The organism is Arthrobacter sp. 01L42, from assembly GCF_056400005.1.
Map to the genome: position 1 here is coordinate 13,702 of NZ_JBFTSL010000030.1, position 13,540 is coordinate 27,241.

A 13,540-nucleotide genomic window follows, 5' to 3' on the forward strand; every position below is an offset into this window, starting at 1 on the left:
AGGTCAGCGCAGGACGATGTCCACGGGGTTCGCCTCGGAGCGCCAGGTGCCCTCCGTGCCCGGACGTGCGGCGATCACCGGAGCCGTCAGGACGCCGGAACGGTTGGTGCGCTTGTCCCGGAGGATCTCCGTCACCGAGCCAAGGTGCCGGGAAAGGTCGATGACGTTCTCCGGCGCAGCCAGCAGGAGCTGGAAGCCGAACTCATGCAGCGCCTTGATGCCCGCGCCGGCGAATTCCTCGGAGGCGAGCACGAAGGCCTCGTCCATCATGACCGTGCCGTACGTGGTGAAGCCCTGCTCGGCGATGCCCAGCTGGTAGCTCAGCGCCGCCGCCATGATGAATGCGGTGAAGCGCTGCCGCTCGCCACCGGACATGGAGCCGGTGTCCGCGTGCATGTAGACCTCGGTCTTCTTCGCGCCCTTCGCTGCCCCCTTGGCACCGGCAACCTTGGAACCGGCACCCTGGACTTCGCGGTGTTCCTTGCACTGGATGAACAGGTGGCCGCGGACGTCCAGCACTTCGGCCCGCCAGCGGCGGTCCTCCGGGGTCTGCGAGCCGAGCCGCTTCACGAGCGTTTCGAGCGACTTGTAGCGGGTGGTGAGCTCGGCGTCGTCGTCCCCCTCCGCCCCGGACGTAGCAGCGGACGCCGACGCGACAGTCTTGCCGGGCCGGGTGTGCCGGACCTTGAGCGCGTTCTGGATGGCGTCCTTGAACTGCTTCGCCGTCGCCGGCAGCGTCTGCTTGATGTCGAGTTCCAGGAAGCTGCCCTCGTGGAAGTTGACCTCGGACAGGATCCCGTTCAGCGGCAGGATGCGGCTCGTGATGGCGCGCCGCTCCTCGTCGAGCAGGTGCAGCAGGGTGGAAAAGGATTCGTGCGTCCGCTGGTTGAAGAACTGCCGGAACTCGGCCTCCTGGGCGGGCAGCCCGTCGCTGACAATCGCGTGGTAGCGGGATTCGAACTCCCCCGCGGCGCCGATCGAGGTGCCGTGGTCCGCGGATATCGCCGTGCCCCACTCCCGGACGAAACCCTCGAAAATGCGGGTGAGGCGCTCCGAGGTGGCCTGCCCGCGGGACTCGGCGACGTGCAGTTCGGCCAGGAGCCTGGTGCGGACCTGGTTGGCGAGGTTGTCGAGTTCGTGCATCTCCAGGACGTCACCGAAGCCGGTGAAGTACGGTTCCAGCGCGGCGACGCCGGCGTCCGACGGCGGTGCCTGCGCCAGCCGGGTGCGTGCGGCATCGAGCAGCGCACCAGCGGCGGTCATGCGCGCATCGAGGGCCTTGTACTCGCTTTGCAGCACGGCCGCGGATTCGGTGCTGGACTGGTGCTTGTGCCGCGCGGCTTCGATGCTGGCGCGGAGCGGTTCGAGGTCGGCCTGTGCGGCGAGGGCGTCCTTGAGGCGCTGCTCGATCCGGGCGAGCTCCTCGCCGGCCACGGCGGCCGAGACCTGCTCCCAGGGCCGGTGGTCCTCGGCCACCCGGCGCAAGGCTTCAAGCTGCCGGGTCATGCCCTGGTGCGACTCTTCCCGGCTTTGCGCCAGCTCGGCGGCCTTGGCCAGCTCCTGCTGCAGGTCCTCAACCTGGGCCGCCACCAGTTCGAGCTTGGCGGCATTGTCGAACCCGAGGACGTAGTCCTGGCGGGACGTGAAGCGGTCATCCTTTTCCACCGTGTGGCGGTTGCGCTTGACCACACCGCCCAGGCTCAGGCCCTTGTCCAGGCCGGCGAGCTCGTCCGGGTTTTCCACACACGGGTAGGCGAAGTCGAGGGCAATCCGTTCGCGGAGCCAGGCGCTGGACTGCGCAAGCGCCTGGGCGTGTGGCCCGGCGGGCAGCCCGACATCGGTGAGGAAACTGAGCTTGGTCAGCAGGTCGCGATCGGCCACGTCCTCGACGGCCAGCGCACCGCCGGCCAGGGGCCGCGAGACGTCCACGGCACGCAGCGCCCCGCGCACGGAATGGTCGTTGAGGTAACGGGTGACTGCCGCGAAGTGCTCGCCCGGGACCAGCAGCGTGGTGGCCAGGCTCCGCAGCGCGCGCTCGGCAGCCGGGCGCCACTGTTCCTGGCCCTCGGCAAGGTCGATCAGCTCGCCGCCGAAAGGCATCTGCTCCTCGGGCACGCCCGTGGCAGCGGCAATGGCGCTCCGGTTTTCAATGCTCGACGGCGGCAGCAACGATTTGCGCGTCTTCAGCGAGACGAGCTCCTGCTGGGCCGCGGCGAGTTCGCGCTTCCGGGTGGCGTGGCCATCAAAGGCTTCGAAGCGCAGTTCCTTGAGCGCCTCGGAATCGTCCTGGAGCTCAGCCGAGCGTGCCGCGGCGTGCTCGTGGGCCTGATCCCAGCCGGCGGCCGACCACTGCAGTTCCAGCCCGGCGTCGGTCAGCGCCTTGCGGGTCGATGCCTCGACTTCCTGCCGGAGCTTGAGCCCCACCCGGGCGTTCTCCAGGGACTGCTCGATCGCGGAAATCGCGTTGCCGCCCTGGTTGTTGTACTCGCCCTCCAGCTGGCGCAGTTCCTTGGCGAAGCCGTCACGGACAGCGCGTTCGGCGGCCAGGTCCGTGGCCTTCGCCTGGGCCAGCTCCTTCAGCCGCGCCAGGGTCTTCTCGTGGACTGTGACCGCGAGCTGCTGCCTGTAGGCCTCGAATTCCTCACCTGTTAGGTCCCGCAGCCGGTTCGCGTCCAGGAGCGCCTGCGCGTATTCCTTATTCAGCCCGGGGACGGGGGCCAGCTGGTCGCGCTGCTGCCGGACGTCCTCGAGGCGCTGCCGGATGGACATGAGGTTGCTGAATTCCTCGACGACGTCATCCGCCGCGGCCAGCGTGGCAGGGGCATCGAGGACCTGGTCGCGGAAGAAGGTGTTGACGCTGCCCCCGAGACCCTTGCCGGCCTGGATAACGCGCAGCAGCGGAAGGGCCTGATCCGAATTGATGCCGAGAAGCCGGCGGAATCGTTCGGCGAAGGCCTTGTGGACGTCGAAGATCTGGGCGTCCGGGAAGATCGCGTCCAGCGCAGACTTGGTGAACCGCTTCTCCGCGATGCCCTCGATCGCCGCGAGGTCCAGCGGCTTGTTATCGATCACGTAGTACCGGCCGACGCTGGATTCCGTGCCGTTCTTGGGCAGGTCGAAAAGCGCCGAAACCGTCACCCGCGTGCCGGCGGCGTTGTCGAACGTCAGCGCGACGGCGGACCAGGTCGCGCCGGGGCGCTGGAACGCACTCGCCGAGCCCTCCCCCACGGCCTTGTCGCCTACCTTGCCGCGCATGTACGTGAACGTGGTGCGCTTGTCCTCGACGGCGCCGCCCGCCCGCTGTGCAGCCGCTTCGTTGGAGCGCGGACGGGCGTCGAAGACCCGAAGCATGGCATCGAACAGCGTGGACTTTCCGACGCCCGAATTGCCGGTCAGCAGTGTGCCGTTGCGGTCCACGTGCATCGTGTGGGCGCCATGGAATGTGCCCCAGTTGACCACCTGGACCAGGGCCAGGCGCATCTGGCCGGGGTTGGTGAGCTCGCCCATCGGGAGCATGGTTGCGATGCTCACTTGGTCTCCTCGGCTTCTTCAGTGTGGCTGGGTGACGACGACGGCGATGCCGCCCCCGCCCCTGCGCCGCGCAGCTGATCTTCGATCAGCTCAGCGTGCGGCTCCGACAGGCCCGATGCCACTCCCGGGGCGGCATCGCCGTCGTCGTTGTACGGGTCACCTTGGGCGTCCGCAGCGACTGCGGTGCCGCTGTTCACGTCACGTTCGGCGACGGCATCGCCGTCGTCGTCCGGGTCTTCCTCCGCGTTTGCCGAGGTGTCTGTGTCGAGCTCCAGGAGCGGCTCCGTTCCCGACTGGTCTGTGCTGGCTGCCACCAGGGCTTCGATTTGGGCCGGGATGTCGCCGATGTTTTCGAACGGCAGGGCCAGCGGGAGGGCGTTGGAGATGGTGTAGACCTCGTCCAGGCCCGTGGCGAGCAGGAGCTGGCGGGCCAGGAGCTTGGTGATGGCGCGATTGACGACGTCGGCATCGCGCAGGGCGTCCTGCTGGCCGGTGGGCTGGTAGTGGGCGACGAGTTCGGCGATTTCCTCGCGCGTGATCGTCGGGTCCGTCTGGGCGGTGACGTGCCGGTCCAGGAGCAGGCGCAGGCGGAGCAGGACGATGGTCTCGACCCGGCTCAGGGCACGCTGCTGGCGCAGGATACTGGAACGCGTACTGCCGCCGATCGCCTCGGGGTCAACCGGGCGCAGGACGGCGACCTTACGCTCGTGGTCCAGTTGCAGCGTGAGGAAGAGTTCGGAGAGGCGGCTGCGCAGGATCAGCTGGTTGTCCAGGAGCGTGGTCCACAGCTTTTCGTCGCGGCCGCCGTCGATGTAGGGGCCCTTGAGCAGCTTCACGAGCGCCTGCCGCACCTTCATGGGCAGTACGCCGGTGTCGCCCGGGAAGAGTGCGGCGCCGTCGACAAACGTGTCCCGGGGGGTGACGATGAAGGGGTCGCTGCGGACGTGGGCGCCATCGCTGTCCGCAGGCGCAGACTCGGGCGCGGACTGCGGGTCCGCCGCCGCGGTCTCCGCCGCGGTCTCGGTCGCGGTCTCGGTCGCGGTCTCTGCCGTGGTTTCTGTCGTGGTCTCGGTCAGGGTCTCGGTCACAGTCTCTTCAGTCATGGTCAATCCTTCGCGAGCGTGACGACGGGCAGGTAGGCGGTGCGGGTGGTGCCGTCGATTTGTTCGAATTCGATGGGGCCCCAGGTCCCGCGGTCGAAGCCGGCGCCTTCGTGGAGGGTCTGCGACAACAGGGCCCGGATGGAGTTGATGTGGCGTTCCTCTGCCGGCAGGTGCGCCCAGGCCTCGGTGAGGGTTGAGGCCCCCGCGAGCGCGGCGCGGATGGCCTCCGGCCTGGCTTTGGCGGTCCGGGGCGAGCGCGCCCGGTCCGAGTCGGAGAACGCGATGGGGTCGGCCAGCTTGGGTGGAGCCGCGAATTCGTCAGGGTCGAAGAGCTTGACCATGGCCAGGGACTCGAAACCGGCGCTGAACAGCACCGGGCCGCGGACCAGGCCGGGCCGTTCGCGCTCGTACGGCAGGGCGCGGATCGCCTGCTCAGCCTCCCGCAGGACCTTGCGGAGCCGGACCGACTGCCGGAAGTCGTCACTTTGGACGTAGGTGTTGAGGCTCTCGCTGAGCTTGCCGTAGATCCGCTGGATCTGGCTGTGCTGGGTGCGGAGTTCGGCCACAAGGTTCTTGAGCGTCTCGCGTTCATCGTGGCTGAGCTCGTCCGCGAACTGCCGGCTCAGGACTTCGCCGATCGCCGACCGGAAGCGCAGCTGCTGTTGCGGGTCCTCCAGGAACGCGGTGAAGGAGCGGAACGTCCGGCCTTCGGGGCTCTGCCGCAGCCGCTTGTCGGCCTCAAGCACCTGGGCCATGGTGGCGCCCTTGCTGAGCGATTCCTCGATGATCTGGTTGCGCAGCTCCCCCACGAGCTCTTCGATCCGGTCACGCATCTTCTTGTAGTCCGCGGGCAGGCTGGCCGCGAGATCGAGGATGTTGCCTGCCGCCTCCACAGCCTCGTCGTCGTCGAGCAGCCCGTCGAAATCGCCGGAGCTGATGTCTTCCATCAGCTGGCGGCGCTCGTCGATCTCCTCTTCGAGGGATTCAATGCGTGCGCTCTGGTCCGGGTTGGTCTCGTTGGCGAGCTTCTCGACGTCGCCCAGCAGTGTACCGAGCCGGGAGCCGTTCAGCGTGGACCGCTCGCTGGAGAGGCTGTCCAGGAAAGCCAGGACGCGGGCAGCAGGCTCCGTTACTTCGTAAACGATCTGGCCCGACTGGTTCCGGCGGGTCAGGAAGTTCTTGCGGGTCCATTCGTCCGCGTATTTCTTTCCGGAAAGTGTGCCGTTGGCCGAGCCGCTGTGATGCTCTCCGGTGCCGGGGGCCTGCCGGCGGAGCTGCTCGAGGAAGGCGTCGACGTCGGCGTGGAACTGTTCCAGCGGCAGTTGCGCGCGCGTGCGGGTGAAGGAAGCCTGGAGCACGGCGATCACCCAAGGCGCCGAACGCGTCAGCGCCCAGGCAGGTCCCTTGGTAAGGAGCTCAAGGTCCCGGAGCCGGGTGCTGATGGCGTCGGCTGATGACACGGCGGAACGGGACACGCGCTCTCCTTCGGCTGTAAGGGGATGGTTTGGGGTGGCGTTGCGGGGCAGCGGATTCTAAAAACTGCCAGCTACAAGGTTAACGCAGGGCCCCGTCCGCATTCATCGTTGTCTGGGCCCCTATGTCGGCGCACACTGGAATGACCAGCCGAAGGGAGACGATCATGCGCAAGAGAACGGTCTGGATCACGGGGGCGGCCTCTGCAGCGGTGGTGCTGGGGGGAGCGTCAATTGCGGTCGGGGCCACCCAGGCCAGGGATGTCTGGTCCGGAAGTGCGGGCGCCCTCACCGCCAAGATCGGGAACTTTGAGATCGGTGACGATTCCGATGGACCGGCGCTGAGTGACGCCGACCGTGCCATGGCAACACAGGCCGCGTTGGCGAAGGTGGGCCAGGGCAGCGTCACCGAAGTGGAGCGCGATGACGACTCCGGCGCGGCCTACGAGGTCGAGGTACGCCTCAACGACGGGTCCCAGGTCGAAGTCGCCCTCGGCGCGGACTTCCAGGTCATGAGCCAGAGCGCCCCTGAACACGACGAAGACTGACACCGGGCAGCCTCCCGGCACTGACAAGCGGAGCGACCCCCCGATCGGTGAGGGTGCCGCAACTCAGCCGTGACCTACGCCCCGGTAGCATTTCGATCCCGTATCAAGAGGCCCCCAACGTCCAAAGGACCCTAGTTCAGCACGCCCACGGCACCCTACGCTCGGGCTACTGGTTCAACCGGAGCAATGGTGCAGGGGGAAGAATGCAGTTCGACCTAAGCGCAGTGGAAACCGGCACGATGGTGGTCATTGGAACCCTCGTGTTTGCCGTGATGATCGGCGCCTTCATGATGGTGTCCGCGTTCGCGGCCATGGTTTTGGTCGGTGCCGGCCGGCTCGCCTGGTACCTCGTGGCCGGCGCGGTGGTGGGCCTGGTCCACGGCATCAACCACGGTTGGGACCGGCTGGTCCACCACGCCTCAACGGTGGAGATGCCCGCGGATTTCCAGGTCGACTTCGGCACGGACTTCCGGTCCGACTTTCCGGGCCAGGCCTCCCCTAGCACAGGCACTTACCCGCGAGTAGTATTGCGGGACAGCTAAAGGGTCCTCCACCCGCGGCGGATCCAGGGCTCAAGCCGGTCACCCGGTTAGAGGAGATGCCCCGTGAGCTCCGCCATCGAAGACCCCGCCACCACACCCGGTACTCCAGCGTCAGATTCTCCAACATCAGGCATTCCGATTCCGGCGGCCGACGGGGACGCTGAGCACGTCGGCCCCGACGCGACGGCCGCCGACGCCCGCGCCATTGCCGAGGCCGCCCGCGAAACCAGTTGGACCCAGCCCAGCTTCGCGAAGGGCCTCTACCTTGGCAGCTTCGATTTGTCGCTGATACACCCGTGGCCCGAGGCCCCCGCCGACGACGTCGAACGCGGCGAGGCGTTCATGGCCCGGCTGGCCGACTACTGCCGCACGATGTCCGGGCGCACCATCGAACGCGACGACCGGATCCCGGACGACTATCTCAGAGGGCTCGCGGAGCTCGGTGTGTTCGGAATGAAGATTCCCCGCGAATACGGCGGACTGGGCCTCACGCTCGTGTATTACGGCCGCGCACTGGCCCTGCTGGGCTCGGTGCACCCAAGCCTCGGCGCCCTGATCTCCGCGCACCAGTCGATCGGCGTCCCGGAGCCCGTCAAGGTCTTTGGCACTCCGGCCCAGAAGCGCGAATACCTGCCCCGCTGCGCCGCCGGCGCCGTCACCGCTTTCCTGCTCACCGAGCCCGACGTCGGCAGCGACCCCGCCCGGATGGGCAGCACGGCCGTCCTCTCCGACGACGGCGAGTCGTACCTCCTGGACGGCGTCAAGCTCTGGACCACCAACGGTGTTATCGCCGAGCTCGTCGTGGTCATGGCCCTCGTGCCGCCGCACACCGATGCGGACGGGACCGCCCACAAAGGCGGCATCAGCTCCTTCGTGGTCGAAATGGACACCCCTGGCATTACCGTGGAAAACCGCAACACCTTCATGGGGCTCCGCGGGATCGAAAACGGCGTCACCCGCTTCCACCAGGTCAGGGTCCCCGCTGCCAACCGGCTGGGCCGGGAAGGCCAGGGCCTGAAGATCGCCCTCACCACGCTGAACACGGGCCGGCTCTCCATCCCCGCGCTGTGCGTCGCCACGGGCCGGTGGAGCCTGAAGATCGCCCGCGAATGGTCCGACGCCCGCACCCAGTGGGGCCGGCCGATCGGCCAGCATGAGGCAGTGGGCAAGAAAATCGCCTTCATCGCCGCCAGCGCCTTCGCCCTGGACGCCGTGTTTGAACTCTCCGCGGAGATGGCCGACGCCGGGCAGAAAGACATCCGGATCGAGGCGGCCCTGGCCAAGCTGTGGTCCACGGAGATCAGCTGCCTCATCGCGGACGAACTAGTGCAGATCCGCGGCGGCCGGGGCTTTGAAACGGCGGACTCCCTCGAAGCCCGCGGCGAGCGCGCCGTCGCTGCGGAACAGCAGCTCCGCGACATGAGAATCAACAGGATCTTCGAGGGGTCCTCGGAAATCATGAGGTTGCTGATCGCCCGCGAGGCCGTGGACGCGCACCTGGCGGCCGCGGGAGACCTCGCCTCGGAGGATGCCCGCCTCTCCGACAAGGCGAAGGCCGCCGTCGGCGCCTCCGGCTTCTACGCGAAGTGGCTGCCCAAACTCGTGGCCGGCGCCGGCATGGACCCGCGCTCCTACAGCGACTTCGGCCGGCTCGCGAAACAGCTGCGCTACGTGGAGCGCTCCTCCCGGCGCCTCGCCCGGCAGACCTTCTACGGGATGGGCCGGTGGCAGGCCAAACTTGAGCACAAGCAGGCGTTCCTGGGCCGGATCGTGGACATCGGTGCGGAGCTGTTTGCCATGGCAGCCTGCTGTTCGCGCGCCGAGATGCTGCTGCGGACGCAGCCGGAACGCGGCGCCTCCGCGTACGAACTCGCCGAGGCGTACTGCGAACAGGCCCGTGTTCGCGTCGACGAATATTTCGACCGGCTGTGGCGGAACACCGACGACGCCGACCATGCCCTGGCCCGCAAGACACTGGCCGGGGACTACACCTGGCTGGAAGCCGGAATCCTCGACCAGTCTGAAGGGACCGGTCCATGGATCGCGGACGCCAGCCGGCGCGCCTCCGTCCGGGAGGACCTGCACCGCAAGTACCGCTGACGGGCCGTCGCCACGGATAGTAAGCATCCTTGCTAACCGGATTCCGCCGTGGTTAGGTTGACGCCAGACCGGCGTCTCCAGTGTGCCCGGTCATTCAGCGAAAGTGAGCAGCCCTCATGAGCAGCACCGCAGGCCCCGACGACAAGACGACACAACACGCCGCGCAGGACGACGCCACAACCCGCCCGGTGACAGCAGTCCGCCACGACGACCCCGTCCGCGACGCACCGGTCCGCGATGCTGTTCACGACACTGTCGTGGAAGAGATCCCCACGCGCGAGACGGTAGTGGCCCGCGAGAAGGAACAGTTCGGCGGCATCAAGGTCGGCTCGGCATTCTTCGGCTGGCTGACGGCCACGGGTACGGCCGTGCTGCTCACCGCGCTGGTCGCTGCCGGCGGTACCGCCGTCGGTCTGGCCACCAACACCGATGTGAACGACGCCGTCGACCAGGCCTCCAGCAATCAGACGGTCGGGCTGACCGGCATCATCGTGCTGCTCGTGATCCTCCTGGTCGCCTACTACTGCGGCGGATACGTCGCCGGGCGCATGGCCCGCTTCAACGGCGCCAGGCAGGGCTTCATGGTCTGGATCTGGGCCCTGATCGCCGCGATCGTCGTCGCCGTGCTGGGCCTGGTCGCCGGGCAGCGCTTCAACATCCTGGCCAACCTGAACAGCTTCCCGCGGATCCCGATCAACGAGGGCGAATTGAACACCCTGAGCATCATCGCGGCGATCGTCGTGGCCGCGGTGGCTTTGGTGGGCGCAGTGCTGGGCGGCCTCGCGGGAATGCGTTTCCACCGCAGGGTGGATCGGGCCGGCTTCAGCCCGGCAGCAACGGTTGAGAACCACCCCGTCAGGGACAACTCAGCACGGGACAACTCAGCCGGGCGCCCCTAGCCGCGACGGCGTCAGCCCGGAGGGCTCAGCCGGCAACGACGCCATCTACGTAGTACCAGCGCCGGTCCACCCGCATAAAGCGGCTGGTTTCGCGGTGCAGGCCGCGTTCGCCCTCGTGCCGGTAGTGCGCCGCGAATTCCACCGTGCCTTCGCTGTCCAGCGGGCCGCCGCGGCTGGTGGAGAGGATGTCCAGGCGTCGCCACTGCATGCCGGAATCAAACTCCAGCTCAGCGGGCCGAGTGTCCGGGTGCCAGGTCCGGAGCAGGTACCCCTCGTCGTGGACCACGAAGGCGCTGTACCGGGAGCGCATAAGCTGCTCCGCCGTAGGCGCCTCGGCGTCCCCGCGATGGAACCGGCCGCAGCAGTGCACATACGCCTCGCCCGACAGGCACGGGCAGTTCCCCTCATACGGCGCGGAATATGCCGCTTCCGGAATACTCACGGAGCGGTCCGTGCCAGATGCTCCGGCGGGCTCGGAATCGGCTGCTGCGGCGTGCGTCACAAGATGTCCTTCCGGCGGGCCGGACGACGCCGGCGGGGCTGTCTCCGACTATAGACGCCCGGCCGGCAGGGCCCGTGCCCCGCCCGCGGATAACGGCTTTGACACATATTCGCCACCACCGCCGGGGGCGGCACGGGGCCAGCGAAAAGTACGTATTGTTAAGGGGGCTCCTGCCCGCCGCGTGCTAGCGGCAGGGACCACGCTGAAGCAGGCCGGCAAGGAGAGGTGACATGGAAGATCCAACGACCATTGCGCTGAACCTGACTTTTTTCGGGACCCTCGGCGTGGCGTTCTTCATGTTCCTCGGCCTCTTCCTGGTCTTCGCCGCCACCCTCGTGCTCGCAGGGATCGGCCGGCTGGCGGCAGTCGTTGTCCTGGCCGTCGCCGGGCTCGTCCGCGGAACCCCGGTATCACGGGAAAATGGGGCTGGGGAAGAGCCGGCGCCGCACCGGCCGGCCAAGGCAGCGAAGCCCGCACGCCCCGCCCGGAATGCAGCCAAAAAGGAACCCGCACTGTCGCCGGAGTGGGCGGCCGCCGTGGCCCGGGCAGATGCCCGCGCCGCCGCGAGGGCCAGAGCCGAGGCCGGACCCGCCGTCCGGGTCACCGTCCGGGACCTGCCCGACCCCCTGGCACCGGCACAGGACATCACAGAAGTCTCTGCCCTCGTGCAGTCTGCCACGGACACCAATGGAACACTTGGCTCCGTCCCGCGGGCGTTCAAAAAGCCGCCCATGCCCGCAGCGAAGTCCCTGCTGGACACCGGATCGCTCGTGGCGCTGCGCGGCACTCCGCCGGCCGGGAAGGCCAAACGGCCGGTCCAGGAACGCAAGGCCGGCTGAGCCCTTACCCCGGGCAGGCAAGTCCGCTACGTTGGAACCCATGGAATTCAGATACCTCGGGAACAGCGGCTTCAAGATTTCAGAAATCACGTTTGGCAACTGGCTGACCCATGGCTCCCAAGTGGAGAACGATGTCGCCACCCAGTGCGTCCGGGCCGCGCTCGACGCCGGTATCAGCACCTTCGACACGGCCGACGTGTACGCCAACACGGCGGCGGAGACGGTCCTCGGAGCAGCCTTGAAGGACGAGCGCCGCGAGTCGCTGGAAATCTTCACGAAGGTCTTCGGCCCCACCGGGCCCAAGGGCCACAACGATCTCGGCCTGTCCCGCAAGCACATCATGGAATCCATCAACGGCTCCCTCACCCGGCTGCAGACCGACTACGTGGACCTCTACCAGGCACACCGCTACGACTACGAGACGCCGCTGGAAGAGACCATGCAGGCCTTCGCGGACATCGTGCGGCAGGGCAAGGCCCTGTATATCGGGGTCAGCGAGTGGACGGCCAACCAGATCCGCGACGGCCATGCCCTCGCCAAGGAACTGGGCTTCCAGCTGATCTCCAACCAGCCTCAGTACTCCATGCTGTGGCGAGTGATCGAGGCCGAGGTGATTCCGGCGTCGGAAGAACTGGGCCTGTCCCAGATTGTCTGGTCCCCGATTGCCCAGGGCGTGCTGAGCGGCAAGTACCACCCCGGCAAGCCTGCCCCTGAGGGCAGCCGCGCCACGGACTCCAAGGGCGGTTCACGGATGATCGAGCGTTGGATGTCCAACGAGGTCCTCACCGGCGTCCAGCAGCTCAAGCCGATCGCGGAGGAGGCCGGGCTGACCATGGCGCAGCTCAGCATCGCCTGGGTGCTGCAGAACAAGAACGTGGCCTCCGCGATCATGGGCGCGTCCCGGCCGGAGCAGATCGAGAAAAACGTCGCGGCAGCCGGCGTGAAGCTGGACGCGGTGATCATGGACAAGATCGACGCCGTCATCGGCTCACTGGCCGAACGCGACCCCGCGCAGACCAAGTCGCCCGCCTCCCGCGAGGCCTAGGCCATGACCAACGCTCCTGAGCTTGCCGTCACCGGGTCCACCGGCCAGCTGGGCGCCCTGGTGGCCAGGCTGCTGGCCCAGGCCGGCAGCCAGCAACGGCTCCTGGTGCGGGACGCCGCCCGGGCACCTGAGCTCGAAGGCGCCGTCCCCTTCGTCACCACCTACGCCGAGCCGGAGCAGGCGAAGACGGCGCTTTCCGGGGCGAAAACGTTGTTCATGGTCTCCGCAGCCGAGGCCGAGGACCGGCTGCAGCAGCACTACGCCTTCGTCGATGCCGCGGCCGCAGCGGGCGTCCAGCACATCGTGTACACCTCGTTCTTCGGCGCGGCGCCGGACTCCACGTTCACGCTGGGCCGGGACCACTTCGCGACGGAGGAGCGCATCAAGACCTCCGGCATGGACTACACGTTCCTGCGGGACAACTTCTACCTGGACTTCCTGCCGCTGCTGGCCGGCGAGGACGGCGTGATCCGCGGCCCCGCCGGAGACGGCGTCATGGCTGCCGTGGCGCGGTCAGACATTGCCCGCTCGGCCGTCACCGTACTGCGGGACCCGTCCCTGCATGTGGGACGGACCTATGACCTGACCGGCCCGGAAGACATCTCGCTGGCCCGCGCCGCCGAACTCCTGACCGCCGGAACCGGCCGGGCCATCACCTTCCACAACGAGACCCTGGCGGAGGCCTACGGGTCCCGTGCCTCGTACGGCGCCCCGCCATGGCAGGTGGACGCCTGGGTGAGCACCTACACGGCCATCGCCGCCGGCGAACTCGCCGGTCCGACGACGGCAGTGCATGAGCTGACGGGCCGGGAACCGCTGAGCCTGGCGCAGTTCCTGGCCGAGGCGCACACGCTGTAGCCCCTTGACCGGAAGAGACGGGACCGGAAGGGACGGGACCGGCGCGTCCCGGTGTTGACGGTTTCCGGGCTGCGGCGTAGACCTGAGACCAGGTGATACCT

10 protein-coding genes and 1 pseudogene are annotated in these 13,540 nt (G+C 67.9%); 7 read left to right on the forward strand and 4 right to left on the reverse strand.

Annotated features, from left to right (window positions below):
- Nucleotides 1-3: 3 nt before the first annotated feature.
- The 3 genes and pseudogenes from AC1DN2_RS20160 to AC1DN2_RS20170 all read right to left on the reverse strand — a co-directional run bounded on the left by AC1DN2_RS20160 (nucleotide 4) and on the right by AC1DN2_RS20170 (nucleotide 6,109).
- The gene (locus AC1DN2_RS20160; RefSeq protein WP_476851703.1) at nucleotides 4-3,531 is read right to left on the reverse strand and encodes an ATP-binding protein; all 3,528 of its coding nucleotides are present in this window, start codon (nucleotides 3,529-3,531) and stop codon (nucleotides 4-6) included.
- Between the two features lie 212 nt (nucleotides 3,532-3,743).
- Nucleotides 3,744-4,634, reverse strand: a pseudogene (locus tag AC1DN2_RS20165) (DUF4194 domain-containing protein); the annotation flags it as partial.
- A gap of 2 nt (nucleotides 4,635-4,636) precedes the next feature.
- On the reverse strand, nucleotides 4,637-6,109 hold the full coding sequence (locus tag AC1DN2_RS20170; RefSeq protein ID WP_476851704.1) for a DUF3375 family protein: 1,473 nt from the start codon (nucleotides 6,107-6,109) through the stop codon (nucleotides 4,637-4,639).
- A gap of 164 nt (nucleotides 6,110-6,273) precedes the next feature.
- On the opposite strand from AC1DN2_RS20170, the gene AC1DN2_RS20175 reads away from it, so the two are divergent.
- The 4 genes from AC1DN2_RS20175 to AC1DN2_RS20190 all read left to right on the forward strand — a co-directional run bounded on the left by AC1DN2_RS20175 (nucleotide 6,274) and on the right by AC1DN2_RS20190 (nucleotide 10,195).
- Nucleotides 6,274-6,654, forward strand: a complete 381-nt coding sequence (locus AC1DN2_RS20175) for a PepSY domain-containing protein (protein ID WP_476851705.1) — start codon at nucleotides 6,274-6,276, stop codon at nucleotides 6,652-6,654.
- A gap of 203 nt (nucleotides 6,655-6,857) precedes the next feature.
- Entirely contained in the window at nucleotides 6,858-7,196 is a 339-nt protein-coding gene (locus tag AC1DN2_RS20180; RefSeq protein ID WP_476851706.1) for a hypothetical protein, read from the forward strand.
- A gap of 63 nt (nucleotides 7,197-7,259) precedes the next feature.
- Entirely contained in the window at nucleotides 7,260-9,296 is a 2,037-nt protein-coding gene (locus AC1DN2_RS20185) for an acyl-CoA dehydrogenase family protein (RefSeq protein ID WP_476851707.1), read from the forward strand.
- A 116-nt stretch (nucleotides 9,297-9,412) separates the two neighbouring features.
- Nucleotides 9,413-10,195 carry a hypothetical protein gene (locus tag AC1DN2_RS20190; RefSeq protein ID WP_230007273.1) on the forward strand — a complete coding sequence of 261 codons (783 nt, stop codon included), beginning with the start codon at nucleotides 9,413-9,415 and terminating at the stop codon, nucleotides 10,193-10,195.
- A gap of 25 nt (nucleotides 10,196-10,220) precedes the next feature.
- On the opposite strand, the gene AC1DN2_RS20195 is transcribed toward AC1DN2_RS20190, so the two are convergent.
- On the reverse strand, nucleotides 10,221-10,637 hold the full coding sequence (locus tag AC1DN2_RS20195) for a YchJ family protein (RefSeq protein ID WP_476851726.1): 417 nt from the start codon (nucleotides 10,635-10,637) through the stop codon (nucleotides 10,221-10,223).
- Between the two features lie 290 nt (nucleotides 10,638-10,927).
- On the opposite strand from AC1DN2_RS20195, the gene AC1DN2_RS20200 reads away from it, so the two are divergent.
- Genes AC1DN2_RS20200 through AC1DN2_RS20210 form a run of 3 tightly spaced genes read left to right on the forward strand, consistent with a single transcriptional unit; the run spans nucleotide 10,928 to nucleotide 13,439 of the window.
- Entirely contained in the window at nucleotides 10,928-11,536 is a 609-nt protein-coding gene (locus AC1DN2_RS20200) for a hypothetical protein (RefSeq protein WP_476851708.1), read from the forward strand.
- Nucleotides 11,537-11,576: 40 nt separating this feature from the next.
- Complete coding sequence (locus tag AC1DN2_RS20205) at nucleotides 11,577-12,581, forward strand: aldo/keto reductase family protein (protein ID WP_223915020.1); 1,005 nt, start codon at nucleotides 11,577-11,579, stop codon at nucleotides 12,579-12,581.
- Between the two features lie 3 nt (nucleotides 12,582-12,584).
- Entirely contained in the window at nucleotides 12,585-13,439 is an 855-nt protein-coding gene (locus tag AC1DN2_RS20210) for an SDR family oxidoreductase (RefSeq protein WP_476851709.1), read from the forward strand.
- Nucleotides 13,440-13,540 lie beyond the last annotated feature (101 nt).

What these genes read in the sequence shown, in the direction of transcription:
- AC1DN2_RS20175 (WP_476851705.1), top strand. Translation starts at nt 6,274, where the DNA reads ATGCGCAAGAGAACGGTCTGGATCACGGGGGCGGCCTCTGCAGCGGTG.
- AC1DN2_RS20180 (WP_476851706.1), top strand. Translation starts at nt 6,858, where the DNA reads ATGCAGTTCGACCTAAGCGCAGTGGAAACCGGCACGATGGTGGTCATT.
- AC1DN2_RS20190 (WP_230007273.1), top strand. Translation starts at nt 9,413, where the DNA reads ATGAGCAGCACCGCAGGCCCCGACGACAAGACGACACAACACGCCGCG.
- AC1DN2_RS20200 (WP_476851708.1), top strand. Translation starts at nt 10,928, where the DNA reads ATGGAAGATCCAACGACCATTGCGCTGAACCTGACTTTTTTCGGGACC.
- AC1DN2_RS20205 (WP_223915020.1), top strand. Translation starts at nt 11,577, where the DNA reads ATGGAATTCAGATACCTCGGGAACAGCGGCTTCAAGATTTCAGAAATC.
- AC1DN2_RS20210 (WP_476851709.1), top strand. Translation starts at nt 12,585, where the DNA reads ATGACCAACGCTCCTGAGCTTGCCGTCACCGGGTCCACCGGCCAGCTG.